The following is a 16837-nucleotide window of genomic DNA, read 5'->3' as shown; positions in this document are numbered from 1 at the left end:
ACCTGACCCAGAGGGCGGCAGTTTTGATCGAGACAGCACGATGAACGCCTCCACGAAGGCGACCGACCGTGGCACTCCCAGTACGAACCGAAAGGTCATCGCGTTGGCCGTGGCCGGCGCCCTCGGCGGGTTTCTGTTCGGCTTCGACTCCTCGGTTATCAACGGCGCCGTCAATGCGGTGCAGCAGGAATTCGGGCTGAACGCCACCCTCACCGGGTTCGCCGTTGCCTGTGCGCTGCTCGGCGCCGCGGCCGGAGCATTCTTCGGCGGGCGCTTCGCCGACCGCTACGGACGCATCCCGATGATGGTGCTCGGCGGCGTCGTGTTCCTGATCAGCTCGATCGGCTCTGGCTTCGCGTTCGGCGTCGTCGACCTGATCGTCTGGAGGGTGGTCGGCGGACTGGGTATCGGCCTCGCCTCCGTTGTCGCGCCGGCCTACATCGCCGAAATCTCTCCGCGGCAGATGCGCGGCCGCCTCGGCTCGTTGCAGCAGCTCGCGATCACCCTCGGCATCTTCACGGCGCTGCTCTCCGACGCCGTGTTCGCCGAGAGTGCCGGCGGCGCCGGCAGCGAGTTCTGGTTCGGGCTGGAAGCCTGGCGCTGGATGTTCCTGGCCGGTGCCGTACCGGCCATCGTCTACGGCGGCATCGCGTTCATTCTGCCGGAATCCCCACGTTTTCTCATTCTAAAAGACAAAGAAACGGATGCCCGCGCCGTCTTCACCCGGCTCTGGCCGAGCGGCGACGTCGACCGGGAGATTCGCGACATGCGCCGCTCGATCGAGGTTGATGCGCGCTCGCAGAAATCCGGTTCGCTGCGCGGCAGTGCCTTCGGCCTCAAGCCGATTGTCTGGGTTGGCATCATTCTGTCGGTGTTCCAGCAGTTCGTCGGTATCAACGTAATCTTCTACTACTCGACCACCCTGTGGTCGGCGGTAGGCTTCGCGGAATCCAACTCGCTGACCATCTCGGTGATCACCAGCGTGACCAACATTCTGGTCACCCTGGTCGCGATCGCGCTGGTCGATCGCATCGGCCGACGACCGATTCTGCTGGCCGGGTCCATCGGTATGACGGTGTCGCTCGCCACAATGGCGGTGGCGTTCAGTCAGTCGGTCACTCTCGACGGTGAGCTCAGCCTGCCCAGGGCCTGGGCCCCGATCGCGCTCGTTGCCGCGAACCTGTTCGTGATCTCGTTCGGAGCGTCCTGGGGACCGGTGGTGTGGGTGCTCCTCGGCGAGATGTTCCCCAACTCGATTCGCGCCAAGGCCCTCGGGTTGGCCGCGGCCGCCCAATGGATCGCGAATTTTCTCATCACGGTCAGCTTCCCCCCGATGGCGGATGCGTCCCTGCCGATCACCTATGGGCTCTACGCTCTGTTCGCCGGGCTTTCGTTCTGGTTCGTGCTGCGCAAGGTTCCCGAAACCAACGGAATGTCACTCGAGGAAGCCGACACCCTGCTGCCACCGAAGAACTCGGCCAAAAAGAGGGCCGCGGGCAGGCCCGTCTAGCGTTCAGGCCGCCGCACGAACCAGCAATTCAACCGGTTACGCGGCCGAAACCTGCTGACGCGCGTGGCCTGCGGTAATTGTCAGCCGCATCCGGTCGCCCCTGCAGCTTTCGGCGGTGCGGCGCGGAGGCAGACCAGTCGCGCGTGCGGTTTCGGGGCACCCAGAAGACTAGACTGTCCTGTCTAGTCAATCCCCCCGAAGGGGCGGTCGTGTCGTCGGGGGTTTGTGGATAGCTTCACACCAGAAGAATGTGGAGTGTGACCATGCCCGAACGTGGATACGCCGTTATATGTTTGAAAACTACCGGACTGTTCCCGTATCAGCGGGATCGGGTCGTCGAGGTCGCCGTGGTGCACCTCGACGAGGGTGGTCGCATTGCTGAGAGCTGGGAAACCGCGGTCAACCCCGGAAGCAACGCGGGCGATGTGGCCAACCACGGCATCAGCACCGCGGAACTGCTCCGCGCGCCGACCTTCGAACAGATTGCTCCACGCCTGGTCGATCTGCTGCGCGGCCGGGTGTTGGTGACGCACAACGCCCAGTTCGTCACCGGATTTCTGATGCGCGAGTTCGAGCTGATCGGTTATACCCCCGCCCGCGGACTCGAGGCCGTGTGCACCATGCACCTCGCCCGCACCTATCTGCCAGGGGCCGGCCGGCTCCTTGTCGATTGCTGCGCCGCCTATGACATCGAAATCGAATCTGGCCCCGGTGCCCTGGTGCAGGCCGTGGCGTGTGCGAGTTTGTTGGCGGCCTACGTGCACGGCTCGCAGACAGCTGCACCGTGGATCAGTGCGCTTGACCGCGCCGAGCGGTCGGCCTGGCCGAGAATTGCGGCGGCCACCGACGCAGGCTGGGTGCAGCGCGACCCGTCAACTCCCGATGACATGGTGGTGGCGCCGAGCTTTCTGGTCCGCGCGGTAGTGAAACTCCCCGACTACACCGGCCCCGAGGAGCACCTCGACTATCTCGCCCTGCTCGACTTGTGCCTGCTCGATCGGGTTCTCGAGCCGCGGGAAACACGTGAACTTCGGGTCCTGGCCGAATTCAGCGGTATCAATGCCGCCGAGTGCAAAGCACTGCACCGTCGATATTTTGAGGATCTCGTGCGGGTGGCCTGGTCGAACGGAGCTCTCAGCTTCGCGGATTCCGCCGATCTGATCGCGGTCGCGCGCATGCTGGACGTCGCTCCGGAGGTCGTGGCGGCAGCACTGACGGCACCCGCATCCGTGGCGCAGCTGCCGATCGCCTCAATCGACACCGTGCTACTGGAGCAGGGCGACATCGTCGTGCTGACCGGTGACATGGCCCGCGCCCGCTCCGACTGGGGCCGGGAATTGGTCGCGCGGGGCCTGTCCCTGGGCACGGCGGTCACCCTGCGCACCCGGCTGCTCGTGGCCGCGGACCCGGCGTCGCTCACCGGCAAGACCGGCAAGGCGCGGGACTACGGTATTCCGATCGTCTCCGAATTCGGCCTGCGCTCTCTCATCGGGGTGCGCTGACCGCGTCTATTCGTGGCGTGAGCCCTCGCCGGCCGACCATTTCTCTTCGACGTGGCCGAACCGCCAGGCGGCGAGGGCGATGACCAAGCTCCCTTCGCGCGAACGGATGCCTGTCCCGCGGCCGGCCGTCCGGCCTCTAAACTGACTGGACCAGTCAGGCGTCGAACTCGACGGCCCGTTTGGCCACGGGGGTAATTGAATGAAGAAGAGCTACAAGGCGGCCGCGATTCTGCTGATGGTGCAGGGCGGACTGATGGAATTCGGCGTCTTCATCGGAGTCATTCCCCTGCTCCTGCTCGGGGTAGAGCAGGACACCGTCTCGGAGCATTTCTCGTTCATCGTGCCGTACTTGCAGGAGAACCTCTATCTCATGATGGTGATGAGCGGAGTGTTCGGTGCCCTGCGACTGATCGGGGCGATCGGAATTCTCGGCAATCGCCTGTGGGGTCTGGCCCTGTCGGTCATCAACTGCGTCGTCACGATGGCGCTGATGATTTTTCTTCTTCCAGCGGGAACTCTCGATGGGATCTTTTCTGGAACAGCACTGATCCTGATTCTGACCGCCTATTTCGGAACCCGGAAAATCTCCGGTGATGGTCCGCCCTCAGATGTCACTCACGCGCCTGCGAGAGTCAAACAACGCCAGTGACAATGAAGCAGACTGCGCGTGCCCGCGCTGGCACTAGCGGCGGCGCGAAGCGGCCTTCTCGGCGCACATGATGCAGAGGTCGGCGGCCGGTTTGATCTCCAGCCGGCCCTCGGGGATGCGCTCACCGCCGCGCACGCACAGGCCGTAGCTGCCGTCGACGATGCGCTGCAGAGCCCGATCGATGGCCGCGAGCTCTTCGACGGCCTCGCCCTGGAACCCCGACAGGCGTGACCATTCGGTGCGCAGCGAGGAGGCCTCAGCGTCGTGGGCACCGTCGGCCGAGCCATCGGTACGAGAGCTTTGCACGCGGGCATTGGTGTCGGCGAGGCGCTGGGACTCGACGGTCAGTTCGCGGCGGCGTTCAGCGAGAGCGGTCTCGAAGGCGTGCAGTTGCGCGGGGTCAAAGGGAGAAACGGTCATGTTCCATGGTCCCACGGCTCAGATCTGACCGCGCAGGTACTCCTCGATCGTCACTCCGCGGGTCGCAGCGCGCTGCACCAGGCGCCGGTGTTCCTCGGCGCTGAGCGAGAGCGTCACCCGGTGCAGTTCACTGGTGCTTCGCATCGCGTCGGGGCCGTGTGGGTCGGTGAACTCGCGGTGGTCCTCGCCGATATCGTCACCGAGGTCATCGAACGAGAACAACTCGTCGTGCGAGTAAGCGGCGGCACGCTCGGTGACCCGGTCCGCGGGAAGCCCCGGCGAGCCCGGCGAGCTCTGCCCGACGGATGCCGCGGCTCGCGCCCGCACCACCGGTTCGGCTACCGCAGCAGCCCCGCGAAAACCCGGGCCGGCCGGAGCCGGCCGGCCGCGCTGAAACGCCTCGGCCGCGCCGCGCGCACGCTCATCGGCTGCCTCGTTGAGCGGATGCCCGACGTGACCCTTGACCCACTCGAATCGGTACCGCCGACCAATGATGGCCTCATCGATTTCCTTGAGCAGGTCGAGGTTCATCACCGGTTTGCCGTCGCCCTTGCGCCAGCCCTTGGCCTTCCAGCCCTTCATCCACTTCGTGACCGAGTTGATCACGTACTGGCTGTCGCACAGCACGAGCAGATCGTCGTCAATGTGCGCGGTCGCGCGAAACAACTCGAGCACGGCCTTCAGCTCGCCCTGGTTGTTGGTCGCGTGCTTCCAACCGCCAGCCGCCCACGAGTAGTCGTCGACGTACCAGGCCCAGCCGGCTGGTCCGGGGTTTCCGAGGGCAGAACCGTCGGCGGCAGCGGTGATCGTCATGTGCGGGCCTTTCAAACAGCGTCACGCTCGGGCGCAGGTTGTCTAATTCTGCCACCCTCGGCATCCGCTGCCCGTATCACCGGGTCTCAGCGTGGACTGTGTCCGCCGTGTAACAGCGCCCCAACAACCCCCCGAACAGCCTGTGATCATCTGGTGATCGAAAGGTAACGGGTGCCACCGTTGCCCGAAACACGCGCTGGCTAACGTCGAAGCAGGAAAGCCGCCCGGGCTGACTGCAGTCGCTCCACTTTCATTTCCCGAGGGAGATTTCGATGACATCCAGTACCGTTGAATCAGCACCAGGCGCCACCGTACCCAGTACCGATGCGGCGGTGCTGGTGCACCGTCCGGGTCGATGGATCGACTTCGCCGTGCTCTACATCGGCACCTTCGGCTCCTTCATCGGCTTCGCCAGCGTGTTCCCCAAGCTCATCGCCGACCAGTTCCCGGCCTACTCCACTTTCCAGGTCGCGTCGGCCTGCCTGTCGCTCGCCTTCATCGGCGCACTCGTCGGGTCGCTGGCCCGCCCGGCCGGCGGACGCCTGGCCGACCGCTTGGCATCCGTCACCGTCGCAGCCTTCGGTGTCATGGTCGTCGGAACCCTCGCGGTAGTCGCGGTGCTGCCGCTCGGCAACTTCTTGGCGTTCCTCGGCAGTTGCCTGCTGATCTTCGTTGCCACCGGAATCGGCAACGGTTCGACCTACCGCATGATTCCGAGCGTTTTCTCGGCTCGCAGCGGCGTGAAAGACGCCCACCAGAACTCCGCGAAACCCTGGAGCTGACGGCATCTGCTTCGGCTGTGGTCATGCTCCCGGCCGAGGGGATCGACGTCGTGTCGGTCGGGAACACCGGGGCCGATCCCTGGGACGTCCCCGGCCTACGACCATGCGGCGGGGTGTGCATCCGCTCCGCTGCGCGTCTCGCAGTGGGCCGACCCCGAACACGGCCGCTACGTGAAAATGGTCACCCGCAGCGGTATTCTGGAGGGCTGCGTCTCTGTCGGCATGCCGCGCACCGCCGCCGAACTGACACTGCTGTTCGAACGCGGCAGCGAACTGCCGGCCGATCGTTCCGTGCTGCTGTGCTACGACGGGCCGGACTACGAGCCCGAAGCCGGCAGCGCGTTCGCCGTCGATGTGACCGTCTGCTGGTGCAACGGGGTCACCGTCGGTGCCATTGCCGAATCGGCCGAGGCCAGCAACACGAGTGTCGCCTGTATCGGTGCAGCGACCCGAGCTGGCACTGGATGCGGGGGGTGCGCAATGCGCATCGGCGAGGTTCTCGAACGGTTCGCAACGTTCGGGTCGACGCCCTGACAGCGTGAATTTTATCGCCCGGGTGAGCGATTATCCTACAGGCGAAAAAAATGATGAGATTTACCCGGTTTTATCTCCGCTGAGACCGTTACACTGCTGCACGACCGACTCACTAGAGGGAGAATTCGCATGCTGAGCAACCTGACCGGATGGCATTTCCTAATTATTCTCGTCGTGATCCTGCTGTTGTTCGGCGCACCGAAACTGCCGGGGCTCGCCCGCAGTCTCGGTCAGTCGATGAAGATTTTCAAGAGCGAGATCACCCCGGAACGCACCGACGACGGCACGCCGGTTGGTTCGGCAGACAGCGCTCGTGCCGACGGTGCTCGTGCCGACGGTGCTCGCGCCGACATTCCTCGCGCCGATCCGAGCGGCACGCCGAACCCGAAAGCCTAGGCAATCGTGGTGGTGGAGGGCGTGCGTACCGCGCCCGCCAAGAAAAAGATGTCGCTTGGGCAACACCTGCTTGAGCTGCGCAAGCGACTCTTTCTCGCCGCTGCGGGCATCCTCGTCGGTGCCATTGCCGGCTGGTTGCTTTCCGGCTTTGTCTGGGATGGTCTGCGCGAGCCGATCTACGCGATCGTGCGTGCCCAGAACCGTAACGCACAGATCAATTACCCAGATATCACGAGCGCCTTTGACCTGAAACTACGCATCTCCTTCTACGTCGGACTGATCGTTTCGAGCCCGATGTGGCTGTATCAGGTCTTTGCTTTTCTGATGCCCGGTCTGACGCGCAAAGAGAAGCAATACACCTTCGGGTTCTTTTTTTCGGCCGTACCGCTGTTTCTGATCGGGTGCGCGTCCGGCTGGTATGTGTTGCCGCACGTGGTTGAACTCATGACGAGTTTTGCGCCCCAGCAGGATGCTGCGCTGATTAATGCGGGAAACTACTTCGACTTCGTGCTGAAACTGATGATCGCCATCGGGATCGCGTTTGTACTGCCGGTATTTATTGTGTTGTTGAACTTTGCCGGGGTGATCAGTGCCAGCTCCATTATCAAATCCTGGCGCCTGGCCATTCTGGTGATCATCCTGTTCACGGCCATTGCGACTCCGGCGGCCGACGTCGTGTCCATGTTCCTACTCGCCGTGCCGATGGTGGTGCTCTATTTCGCCGCGTACGGAATTGCATTGCTTCACGACCGCCGCGTTGCCCGCCGGGTGCCGCGAGTCGGCGCGGACGGCCTGTTGCTCTAATCTGCAACCGCTCCGGCTCGAAGATTTCACCGAAACTGCACGCAACTTCGGCGCGCTCAAAATAGCGCAGACACGGACTTCTGCACGAAAGTGAGAATTATTCTTATCGTTTGCTTACAACCTTTGTCCACCCCTGCACGAAATTGATTTGCGAGGGTACGTTACCGATGTTACTGAGCCACACCCGGCACGTTCACTTACCGTCAGGAGAACCAGGATGTTTGATCAGGGATTTATTACCAATGCCATCAATCGCAGTGCGGAGAATTCTTCAGATCGCCGAAACTTTCTTCGCGCGGCGGGTGTGGCTGGCTTCGGTGTAGGAGCAGCGATGCTCGCTACCGGCGGCCCGGCGATGGCCGTCGACTCCACCGGCCCGGCGGAGGCACCGAGCGACGCGGCCATTTTGAACTTCGCCCTCAACCTCGAATACCTCGAGGCCGAGTTCTACCTTCGGGCCACGACCGGCCGCGGTCTGCCCGACAGCATGACCACGGGAACCGGCACTCGCGGCGGCGTGACCGGCGGTCGCATGGTGAACTTCAAGACCGCAATCATCAAGAAGTACGCCGATGAGATCGCCGCCGACGAGAAGGCCCACGTGGCCTTCCTGCGGTCTGCCCTGGGCAGCGCGAAGGTGTCTCGCCCGAAGATCAACCTCGACGCGAGCTTCACCGCTGCCGCCCAGGCCGCCGGACTGGTCAAGCCCGGACAGAAATTCGATGTGTACGCCAACGAGGCGAACTTCCTCTTCGGGGCCTTCATCTTCGAAGACGTCGGAGTCACCGCGTACAAGGGCGCCGCGCCGCTGATCACGAACAAGACATTCCTCGAAGCGGCCGCCGGCCTGCTCGCGGTCGAGGCCTACCACGCCGGGGTCATTCGCAGCACGCTCTACGCACTCGGCATCGCTCTTCCTTCGGTTTACACGACCGCGCAGGCCATCTCCGATGTGCGCGACGCCGTCGACGGCCCGACCGACCTCGACCAGGGCATCGGCAACGCGTCGAAGGCGAACCTGGTGCCCACCGACGCTAACGGCCTGGTCTATAGCCGCAGTGCAGCTCAGGTGCTCAACATCACCTACCTGAATGCGGCGCCGGTGAAGTCGGGCGGGTTCTTCCCGGCAGGCGTGAACGGTGTCATCAACACCAGCGGGGCCAACGGCTAGAACTGACACGCTCACGGTGCGCGGGAGTTGGGCTGCTGCGCGGGAGGCGAAACTCCCGCGCACTGGCGCAACTCCCGCGCACCATGTATGCCGCCTTAATCGATCGCGGTGCTTCGCCCTTAGTAGATGCGCGGTGTCGCGGTGCAGGTTTGATGGCTAGGCGCACGTTCAGTCAGGCGCCCGCCAGGTAAACCTGCGCCCAGGGCATTGCTACGAGATGGACACCGAGGTCTCGTGCAGTCCGGTGGCCCCGTTGGGCGCCACGTCGGCGGTGGCCGACGTTTGCACGAGGCCCTCGGCATCCGTTGCCCGCACCCTGACGGAGTGGCTTCCGCTGGTCGCATCGGTCCAGGTGTAGGCCCACTGCCGCCAGGTGTCGACCGAGATCGCTTCGGCGAGGGTGGCGTCCTGCCACGGGCCGTCGTCGATCTGCACGGCGACATTGCTCACCCCCACGTGCTGCGACCATGTGACGCCGGCGATGACGACGGATCCGGACGGCATCGTCGAGCCGTCGCGCGGCACGTCGACCCGGGAGGACAGCTTGACCGGGCCAAATTCGGACCAACCGCGCGGAGTCCAATACCCCTGTTCCTGGTCGAACCGGGTGAGCTTGAGCTCGACGACCCACTTCGTGGCCGAGACGTAGCCGTACAGGCCGGGTACGACCATGCGCACCGGGTAACCGTGCTCGAGCGGCAGCGGTTCGCCGTTCATGCCAACGGCGAGAATGGCATTGCGCTCGTCGGTCAGCGCCTCGATCGGGGTGCCGGCGGTGAAGCCGTCCTGGCTGGTCGAGAGCACCATGTCGGCGCCGCTCGTTGGCTTCGCCCGGGCGAGCAGCTCGCGAATGGGGTAACCGAGCCAGGTGGCATTGCCGATCAGGTCGCCGCCGACGTAGTTCGACACACAGGCCAGGGTGGTCGTGCTTTCTTCGAGCGGTAGGGCTAGCAGCTCGGCGAAATCAATCTCGATTTCATTCTCGACCATGCCGGTGATTTTCAGCCGCCAGGTGGTGGGGTCGATTCTCGGCACGCTCAGGGCGGTGTCGATGCGATAGAAGTCGACGTTCGGCGTGATCAGCGGGGTGATGCCCGCCACGTCGAGGCTCGCTGCGGCCGGTATTGCGGCCTGGGCAACGGATGCCGCTGGCAGCGTGAACAACGCGCGTGCGGCATCCGCTGCCCGGGTTGCTGCGGCGCTGAGCTGGCCGCCGATCAGGGCGAGCAGCCCGATGCCCGCGGTGACGCCGGTGTAGACGAGAAAGCGGCGGCGGTCGGGGCTGGGGGTTTCGGCGCGGTCCGCCACGCCCGACGGTGCGTCCGGTTGGAGCGCCCCGTCGGGCGTGGCGGCGGTGTGCCCGGTGGCTCGAACGATCGGCAGTCGGGTGGTCAGGAAGGTCAGCGCGATGGCCGCGACTCCCATGGCGACAACCGCCGGTACGGCGTCGAGGGTCGAGACGCTCGAGCGGGAGAGCGCCGCGAACAGGGCGATCGCGCCGATGAGTACGACCACGAGTCGGCCGAACGGTGGGCGCCTCGACTCGAGGATGCCGGCCAGCGCGGCGAGCACGGCCAAAACGAGCACGATGGTGACGATGAGCACGATCTTGTCGGCCGTGCCGAACAGACCGATCACGAGTTCTTTGACACGGGTCGGAACGATGTCGATGACGAGGGCCCCGACCGTGAATACCGGGCTGGCGCCGGGCGCGATCCAGGCAGCGGTCAGCTCGGCCAGACCGAGGCCGGCCAGGGCTGAGGCGAGTCCGGCGGCGGCTGGGCGCCCCAGCGCCCGGGCCGGACGTGGCGCGGCAACCGCAGCGGTGTCGGGGGTGACGTAGACCATGCCGTCAGCCTAGAACTAGCGGCTGTGATTACCACCCCGCCAGGGGCAGCGGCTTGGTTTCGTCAGACATCCGTCACATCTCGGTCGCGCGGTAGTGCACTGTTAAGGGACTATGTCTCTGCTTGCGCGCCTTGAAAATGAAACCGACCCCGACGTTCTCTTCGAGGCGTTCGAAACCTGGGCGACCGAACAGGGCCTCACCTTGTACCCGGCGCAGGAGGAAGCGGTCATCGAGATCGTCTCCGGCGCCAACCTCATCCTCAGCACCCCGACCGGAACCGGCAAATCGCTCGTGGCCGTCGGCGCGCACTTCGCGGCGCTCTCGGCCGGCAAGCGCAGCTTCTACACCGCGCCGATCAAGGCGCTCGTGAGCGAGAAGTTCTTTTCCCTGGTCGAGACCTTCGGTGCTGAGAACGTCGGCATGATGACCGGCGACTCGAGCGTCAACGCGGATGCCCCAATTATTTGCTGCACCGCCGAGATTCTCGCCAACCTCGCGCTGCGAAACGGCGAAGACACCGAGGTGGACCTCGTCGTGATGGATGAGTTCCACTTCTACGGCGATCCGGAGCGCGGCTGGGCCTGGCAGGTGCCCTTGCTGTTGTTGCCAAGGGCGCAGTTCATTCTTATGTCGGCCACGCTCGGCGACGTGAAATTCATCAGCGATGACCTGACCCGGCGCACCGGTCGGCCCACCGCTGTCGTCACCGGGGTGGAACGCCCGGTACCGCTCAGCTACTACTACGAACAGACGCCGGTGCACGAAACGGTCGAAGAGCTGCTGCACACTGATAAAGCGCCGGTCTATATTGTGCACTTTTCCCAGGCGGCCGCCCTTGAACGCGCTCAGGCGCTCGCGAGCGCTAAGGTAGCCACCCGCGAACAGCGGGACGTCATCGCCGAGCTGATCGGCGAGTTTCGGTTCACCACGAGTTTCGGCAAGACCCTGTCGCGGCTCATTCGCATGGGAATCGGGGTGCACCACGCCGGCATGCTGCCGAAATACCGGCGGCTGGTCGAGCAGCTCGCGCAGCGCGGCTACCTGCGGGTGATCTGCGGCACCGACACCCTTGGCGTCGGCATCAACGTGCCCATTCGTACCGTGCTGTTCACCGCGCTCACGAAATATGACGGGGTGAAAATGCGTCAGGTGAATGTGCGGGAGTTCCACCAGATCGCCGGGCGGGCCGGCCGGGCCGGCTACGACACGGCCGGCACGGTGGTCATCCAGGCACCGGAGCACGAGACCGACAACCTCAAGGCCATCGAGAAGGCCGGCGACGATCCGAAAAAGAAGCGCAAGATCGTGCGCAAGAAGGCACCGGATGGCTTCGTGTCCTGGGGCGAACCGAGCTTTCGCCGCCTGGTCGATGCAGAGCCAGAGACCCTGTCCTCGAGCATGCAGATGACCGCGGCGATGCTCATCAACGTGATCGGACGCGGTGGCGATGCCTTCGCCCACGTGCACTCCCTCGTGTTCGACAACCACGAACCGTGGCGCCGCCAGCTGGTGTTGGCCCGGCGCGCCCTGGGCATCTACAAGACCCTGCGCGAAGCCGGCATTGTGGAGCAGAGCGCGAGCGGAAACATCCGCTTGACCGTTGATCTGCAGGCGAACTTTGCGCTCAACCAGCCGCTGTCACCGTTTGCTCTGGCCGCGTTTGAACTTCTCGACCCTGAGTCGCCGACCTACTCGCTCGACATGATCTCGATTCTGGAGTCGACCCTCGACAACCCGCGGCCCGTGCTGATGGGGCAACAGTTCGCCGCCCGGGGAGAAGCGGTTAACGCGATGAAGCGTGAGGGCATCGAATACGACGAGCGGATGGTGCTGCTCGAGGAGATCACGCATCCCAAGCCGCTCGAAGAACTGTTGAACTACACCTTCGACACCTACAAAGCGTCGCAGCCGTGGATCGCCGACTTCGAGCTGAAGCCCAAGTCCGTGGTGCGCGATATGTACGAGCGGGCCATGTCGTTCGGCGAGTTCATCGCGTTCTACAAGCTTGCCCGCAGCGAAGGCGTGGTGTTGCGCTACCTTTCGGACGCCTATCGGGCCGCGCGGCAGACCATTCCCGACGAGGCCAAGAACGAGGATCTACTCGACCTTATCGAATGGCTTGGCGAGCTCGTGCGCCAGGTGGACTCGAGCCTGCTCGACGAATGGGAAGAGCTGCTGCACCCCGACCTCGCCGCGCACGAAGCGGATGCACACACGATTCTGCCGCCGCCGCCTCGCCGCCTCACCACCAACGTGCGAGCATTCCGCATTCTGGTGCGCAATGAGCTGTTCCGTCGGGTGCAGCTGGCCGCGCTGGAACACTACGACGAGCTCGGCGAACTCGACCGCGAGCACGGCTACTCGGCCGATGTCTGGGCTGACGCGATGGACGGCTACTTCGCCGAGCACGATGAGCTGCTCACCGGCGGCGACGCCAGGAGCTCCGACCTGCTCATGATCGAGGAGGGCGCCGCGGAGTGGACCGTGCGCCAGATTCTCGACGACCCGGCCGGCGACCACGACTGGGGGATCAGCGCGAGCGTCAACCTCGCCGACTCCGACGAGCTCGGCGCCGCGGTCGTGCGCGTCACCGGGGTGAATCGGCTCTAGCGTGCCGGTGCGGGTGGCATATGCCCGGCTCTACATGCCGGGCGCGGTCAGCGGCGCAGCCGCGTCGGCGGCCCACTCGTTGAGCGAGCCGTCGTAGATCGACACGTGCTCATTGCCAGCGCGGATGAGCGCGAGGGCACTGGCGGCCGCGGCGATACCGCCGCCGCAGTAAGTCACGAGGTGACCCGAAGCGACCGATCCGGCGGCTGAGACGGCCGGGGAAAGTATTGCATTGAGCTGGTCACCGCGCAGGAATGCATTCGTGGCGGGATCGACGAGTGTGCCGGCCGGCAGACTGATGCTGCCGGGAATGTGCCCGGACCGCGCTCGTGCCCCGGCTGTGCCGGCGAATTCCGCCGGCGGCAGGGAGCAGACGAGGGCGGCATTCGCAACGCCTGCCACGATGGACGCGACGAAGCTCTTGTCAACCCACAGCTCGGGACGAGGCCGTGCCGTGAACCCGCCGACGACCCGCGGGCGCACCGCGCCGGTCGAAAAGGGGCGCGTTTCGGCGTGCCACTTAGAGAGGCCGCCGTCGAGCACAGCGACATCGTCGTAGCCGAAGGCGCGAAACAACCACCAGATGCGGGCCGCCCACTGGCCGACCACGGCGTCGTAGACGATAACGGTCGTGCCGTTGTCGATACCGACGGATGCCGCAGCCATTTCGAACAGGTCGGCGTTCGGCCGGGAGAAATCGAATTCACCGGCCGGGTCGGAGAAGACGTCGAATAGGTCGGCGAACACCGCCCCGGGGATGTGCCCCTTGGTGAGGTAGTCCTCACGCCCGCTGAGGTAGCGCGGACCCAGTGCGCCGGTCTCGGTGGTGGACGGGGCCATCGCGAAGACGGTGGCGTCGAGAATGACCAGGTTTTCGGAACCGAGGTGATCGGCGAGCCACTGGGTTGACACGACGGGGCTGGAGACAACGCGCGAAGGCGGAACGGGAGAACTCATGGTGCAAGGCTAGCGGGGGCCACCGACACCGGGCGGAACCGGTGCCGGTTCGAGTCATCCGGCGACACAGTGGCCGGCGGCACCCGTGCGGATTACCGGGTGGTGGTCCAGTCCAGGTTGATGATCTGCTTGATGTAGATGTTCTCGCCGAGCCCCGGCACGGAGGGGTTCATGGTGAGCAGCAATTGCACCGGAATATTGAATCGTTGGGCGATGTCGAAGAAGGCATCACCCTCGACGACCGTGTAGGTGAGCAGGGCCCCGGCACCGTCGGCGGTCGTGGTGCCGCGGGCTCCTGGTGTGCTGCCGAGGTCGGTGGCCGGCCCCTGCGGCAGCGGCACGGGCTCCGCATTGGGAACGAGGTCGGGCACCGTTGGATTGGGAATGAGCGCCGGCTCTTCGGTGGGAACGGGCGTCGGTGTCGGCGTGGGGCTCGGTGTGGGCGTTGGCGTGACGGTCGGGGTGATGGTCACGGTGACGGCCGGAGCCGGTTCGCCGGCACAGCCAGCCACCGTCACGAGCAGGAGAGCGGCAACAATGATGCCCAACGGGCGGCGTGCGAGTGTGCTGCGAATGGTTCGACCCTTTCAAGAGGCGCGCTGCGACATCGTCGATGCACGCGTTCAGCCAGCTTAGGCTGCCGACATGACGCAACGAAGAAGCGTACTACCCCCGTTCAGGGGTGACTGTTCAACACTCGATGACGTTCACGGCGAGCCCGCCCTCGCTGGTTTCCTTGTACTTCGTCATCATGTCGAGTCCGGTCTGCCGCATGGTTTCAATCACGGTGTCGAGCGAGACCAGGTGGGTTCCGTCGCCGTGCAGTGCCAGCCGGGCCGCCGACACGGCGGTCGACGAGGCGATGGCGTTGCGCTCGATGCAGGGCACCTGCACGAGGCCGCCAACCGGATCGCAGGTGAGCCCCAGGTGGTGTTCCATAGCGATCTCGGCTGCATTCTCGACCTGTCGCGAAGTGCCGCCGAGCACAGCGCAGAGCGCGCCGGAGGCCATGGCACAGGCCGCGCCCACCTCGGCCTGGCAGCCGCCCTCGGCTCCGGAGATCGAAGCATTCGCCTTCACGAGCGACCCTATCGCCACGGCGGTGAGCAGATACCGACGGATGCCGGCGGCATCCGCTCCGGGAACGAAGCGCAGGTAGTAGTGGCCGACGGCCGGGATGATGCCGGCCGCCCCATTGGTCGGCGCGGTGACTACCCGGCCGCCGGCCGCGTTCTCCTCGTTCACCGCGAGCGCGAAGGCGTGCAGCCACTCGGTGGAGGTGTCCCGGTCGTGCAGCGGCAGGCGATCATATTCCTCTAGGCGCATACGTACAGCGGCGGCCCGACGCTTGACCTTGAGGCCGCCCGGCAGAATTCCGGTATGGCTGAGCCCGGCTTCCACGCAGGTGTGCATGGCGTCCCAAATGGCGTCGAGGCCCGCGTCGAGCGCTGCGGCGCCGTGAATCGCCTCCTCGTTTCGGCGGGCAACCTCGCAGATGGTGAGATTGTGGGCGTCGCACAGGGCGAGCAACTCTGCGCTGGAATCGTAGGGAAGTGGCTGGGGCACTCGGGTCTGGGCACTCGAGCGTTCGGCGCCTCGGCGGATGAACCCGCCACCGATCGAATAGAAGGTCTCCTCGAGCAGAGGGACGGCATCTGCTTCGCTGTCGGCCGCCCAGGCGGACAGCGTGAGCGCGTTCGGGTGGCCGGGCAGGCGGGTGCGGGGTTCGAAGCAGACGTCCTCGGTGCTGATCGGAATGCTGTGGCCACCGAGCAGGGTGAGGGTGGCGCCATCGCGCAGGCCAGACCAGGCGAAATGCACCTGGTCCGGGTCGCAGGTCTCCGGGCGCAGGCCGGTCAGCCCGGCGAGGACGGCATCGGGTGTGCCGTGGCCGAGACCGGTTGACCCGAGCGATCCAAACAGGGAACAGCGGATGCGCTCCACCTCGGCCAGGCGACCGGTCGCCACGAGGTCTTCGGCGAAAACGCGGGCAGCACGCATCGGACCCACCGTGTGAGAACTGGACGGGCCGATTCCGATGGAAAACAGGTCCAGGGCTGAGACGTACGCTGTCACGGACTTCATGCTACGGCACCCGCGCGCGGGGGGCTTAACCAACAATGCCCCGCACCGTGAGGCGCGGGGCATTACCCGGCAGGTCCACCCGAAGGACCTGCCGAGAATGGTGGCTACGCGATGGTGAACGTGATGGTCGATACGTAGGGGTTGACGGCGGTGCTGCCGATCGCGGCCGAGAAATTGGAGCGGTAGGTGTTGGCTGGAACGCTCAGGTTGAAGGTCGGCGCGAGGGTGAAGGTGCCCTTGCCGAGGGTGGTGGTGTACACCAGCGACTGGGCGACGTTGCTGATGGTGACGGCCTCGGCGGTGGGAGCCGCGTCGGAACCGGTGCCGGCGGTAATGGTGCCCGGCGTAATGACCAGGTTGGACGCCGGCAGGGTGCGGGCGGTCGTGTCGACCGTGCCGGCCGCGCTGACGAAGTCGGTGGCGCTGGCCGAGAGCGACCAGGCGGCGTTCGTGCCGCGGGCGTTGGTGATGGTCCAGGTGGGCGCGGTTCCGGTGGGCGACTGCGCGTTCACGCCGTCGAGAACCACCGCGGTCATCGCGTCGGGCGCGGTGGGGTTGGCGGTGAGGTTGCCGGCGGTGATGGTCGCTTGGATGGTGTCCGCACTGACGACTGCCTGGGCGGGGGAGAGGGCCACACCGAACAGGATGCCGGTGGCGACGATGATTCCCGCGGTCTTGGTGAAAGCGTGCATGGTGTGTCCTCTGAGGTGGTGCTGGTGGTGCGGGCACGCCAAATAGCGTGTCCACGCGAAGTG

General features: G+C 65.3%; 16 protein-coding genes. 9 read left to right on the top strand and 7 right to left on the bottom strand.

The features are described from left to right. Positions 1–40: 40 nt before the first annotated feature. From CJ028_RS13575 to CJ028_RS13565, 3 genes are all read left to right on the top strand, one after another. Entirely contained in the window at positions 41–1510 is a 1470-nt protein-coding gene (locus CJ028_RS13575) for a sugar porter family MFS transporter (protein ID WP_105035759.1), read from the top strand. Between the two features lie 263 nt (positions 1511–1773). Continuing rightward, positions 1774–3012, top strand: coding sequence for an exonuclease domain-containing protein (locus CJ028_RS13570; RefSeq protein ID WP_161498987.1), 1239 nt, complete (start codon positions 1774–1776; stop codon positions 3010–3012). A 199-nt stretch (positions 3013–3211) separates the two neighbouring features. Next, positions 3212–3661 (top strand): hypothetical protein, encoded by a 450-nt coding sequence (locus tag CJ028_RS13565; protein WP_105035757.1) that lies wholly within the window; start codon positions 3212–3214, stop codon positions 3659–3661. A gap of 33 nt (positions 3662–3694) precedes the next feature. Here CJ028_RS13565 and CJ028_RS13560 read toward each other — a convergent pair whose 3' ends face one another. After that, the gene (locus CJ028_RS13560; RefSeq protein ID WP_105035756.1) at positions 3695–4081 is read right to left on the bottom strand and encodes a TraR/DksA family transcriptional regulator; all 387 of its coding nucleotides are present in this window, start codon (positions 4079–4081) and stop codon (positions 3695–3697) included. Positions 4082–4099: 18 nt separating this feature from the next. Then, the gene (locus CJ028_RS13555; protein WP_105035755.1) at positions 4100–4894 is read right to left on the bottom strand and encodes an RNase H family protein; all 795 of its coding nucleotides are present in this window, start codon (positions 4892–4894) and stop codon (positions 4100–4102) included. A gap of 272 nt (positions 4895–5166) precedes the next feature. On the opposite strand from CJ028_RS13555, the gene CJ028_RS13550 reads away from it, so the two are divergent. From CJ028_RS13550 to CJ028_RS13530, 5 genes are all read left to right on the top strand, one after another. Further along, a complete protein-coding gene (locus CJ028_RS13550) occupies positions 5167–5676 on the top strand; it encodes an MFS transporter (RefSeq protein ID WP_439099047.1) in 510 nt (169 codons plus the stop codon). 177 nt (positions 5677–5853) lie between these two features. Next, positions 5854–6210 carry a (2Fe-2S)-binding protein gene (locus tag CJ028_RS13545; RefSeq protein WP_105035754.1) on the top strand — a complete coding sequence of 119 codons (357 nt, stop codon included), beginning with the start codon at positions 5854–5856 and terminating at the stop codon, positions 6208–6210. A 129-nt stretch (positions 6211–6339) separates the two neighbouring features. After that, positions 6340–6606: a twin-arginine translocase TatA/TatE family subunit gene (tatA, locus tag CJ028_RS13540; RefSeq protein ID WP_105035753.1), complete on the top strand. Its 267-nt coding sequence runs from the start codon at positions 6340–6342 to the stop codon at positions 6604–6606. Between the two features lie 48 nt (positions 6607–6654). Next, positions 6655–7410, top strand: coding sequence for a twin-arginine translocase subunit TatC (gene tatC, locus CJ028_RS13535; RefSeq protein ID WP_105035856.1), 756 nt, complete (start codon positions 6655–6657; stop codon positions 7408–7410). A gap of 331 nt (positions 7411–7741) precedes the next feature. After that, complete coding sequence (locus CJ028_RS13530; protein WP_240607274.1) at positions 7742–8581, top strand: ferritin-like domain-containing protein; 840 nt, start codon at positions 7742–7744, stop codon at positions 8579–8581. Between the two features lie 210 nt (positions 8582–8791). Here the strand turns inward: CJ028_RS13530 and CJ028_RS13525 are convergent, their stop codons facing one another. After that, positions 8792–10429 (bottom strand): molybdopterin-dependent oxidoreductase, encoded by a 1638-nt coding sequence (locus CJ028_RS13525; protein ID WP_105035751.1) that lies wholly within the window; start codon positions 10427–10429, stop codon positions 8792–8794. 112 nt (positions 10430–10541) lie between these two features. Here CJ028_RS13525 and CJ028_RS13520 point away from each other — a divergent pair, with 112 nt between their 5' ends. Continuing rightward, complete coding sequence (locus tag CJ028_RS13520; protein WP_105035750.1) at positions 10542–13040, top strand: DEAD/DEAH box helicase; 2499 nt, start codon at positions 10542–10544, stop codon at positions 13038–13040. Between the two features lie 30 nt (positions 13041–13070). On the opposite strand, the gene CJ028_RS13515 is transcribed toward CJ028_RS13520, so the two are convergent. The 4 genes from CJ028_RS13515 to CJ028_RS13500 all read right to left on the bottom strand — a co-directional run bounded on the left by CJ028_RS13515 (position 13071) and on the right by CJ028_RS13500 (position 16774). Next, entirely contained in the window at positions 13071–13997 is a 927-nt protein-coding gene (locus CJ028_RS13515) for a sulfurtransferase (RefSeq protein WP_105035749.1), read from the bottom strand. Positions 13998–14089: 92 nt separating this feature from the next. Then, the gene (locus CJ028_RS13510) at positions 14090–14545 is read right to left on the bottom strand and encodes a LysM peptidoglycan-binding domain-containing protein (RefSeq protein WP_105035748.1); all 456 of its coding nucleotides are present in this window, start codon (positions 14543–14545) and stop codon (positions 14090–14092) included. Positions 14546–14687: 142 nt separating this feature from the next. Next, positions 14688–16073 (bottom strand): L-serine ammonia-lyase, encoded by a 1386-nt coding sequence (locus CJ028_RS13505; protein ID WP_105035747.1) that lies wholly within the window; start codon positions 16071–16073, stop codon positions 14688–14690. Positions 16074–16186: 113 nt separating this feature from the next. Further along, on the bottom strand, positions 16187–16774 hold the full coding sequence (locus tag CJ028_RS13500) for a WxL domain-containing protein (RefSeq protein ID WP_105035746.1): 588 nt from the start codon (positions 16772–16774) through the stop codon (positions 16187–16189). Between the last annotated feature and the right edge of the window lie 63 nt (positions 16775–16837).

This window comes from Cryobacterium aureum, assembly GCF_002954245.1.
Taxonomy (GTDB): domain Bacteria; phylum Actinomycetota; class Actinomycetes; order Actinomycetales; family Microbacteriaceae; genus Cryobacterium; species Cryobacterium aureum.
This window is presented reverse-complemented; position numbering and strand designations above follow the sequence as displayed.

Excerpts from the sequence above, each read along its gene's own strand:
- CJ028_RS13570 (WP_161498987.1), top strand. The coding sequence starts at position 1,774 with ATGCCCGAACGTGGATACGCCGTTATATGTTTGAAAACTACCGGACTG.
- CJ028_RS13525 (WP_105035751.1), bottom strand. The coding sequence starts at position 10,429 with ATGGTCTACGTCACCCCCGACACCGCTGCGGTTGCCGCGCCACGTCCG.
- CJ028_RS13545 (WP_105035754.1), top strand. The coding sequence starts at position 5,854 with ATGGTCACCCGCAGCGGTATTCTGGAGGGCTGCGTCTCTGTCGGCATG.
- CJ028_RS13520 (WP_105035750.1), top strand. The coding sequence starts at position 10,542 with ATGTCTCTGCTTGCGCGCCTTGAAAATGAAACCGACCCCGACGTTCTC.
- CJ028_RS13550 (WP_439099047.1), top strand. The coding sequence starts at position 5,167 with ATGACATCCAGTACCGTTGAATCAGCACCAGGCGCCACCGTACCCAGT.
- CJ028_RS13565 (WP_105035757.1), top strand. The coding sequence starts at position 3,212 with ATGAAGAAGAGCTACAAGGCGGCCGCGATTCTGCTGATGGTGCAGGGC.
- CJ028_RS13530 (WP_240607274.1), top strand. The coding sequence starts at position 7,742 with ATGCTCGCTACCGGCGGCCCGGCGATGGCCGTCGACTCCACCGGCCCG.
- CJ028_RS13500 (WP_105035746.1), bottom strand. The coding sequence starts at position 16,774 with ATGCACGCTTTCACCAAGACCGCGGGAATCATCGTCGCCACCGGCATC.
- CJ028_RS13555 (WP_105035755.1), bottom strand. The coding sequence starts at position 4,894 with ATGACGATCACCGCTGCCGCCGACGGTTCTGCCCTCGGAAACCCCGGA.
- tatA (WP_105035753.1), top strand. The coding sequence starts at position 6,340 with ATGCTGAGCAACCTGACCGGATGGCATTTCCTAATTATTCTCGTCGTG.
- CJ028_RS13575 (WP_105035759.1), top strand. The coding sequence starts at position 41 with ATGAACGCCTCCACGAAGGCGACCGACCGTGGCACTCCCAGTACGAAC.
- tatC (WP_105035856.1), top strand. The coding sequence starts at position 6,655 with ATGTCGCTTGGGCAACACCTGCTTGAGCTGCGCAAGCGACTCTTTCTC.
- CJ028_RS13515 (WP_105035749.1), bottom strand. The coding sequence starts at position 13,997 with ATGAGTTCTCCCGTTCCGCCTTCGCGCGTTGTCTCCAGCCCCGTCGTG.
- CJ028_RS13560 (WP_105035756.1), bottom strand. The coding sequence starts at position 4,081 with ATGACCGTTTCTCCCTTTGACCCCGCGCAACTGCACGCCTTCGAGACC.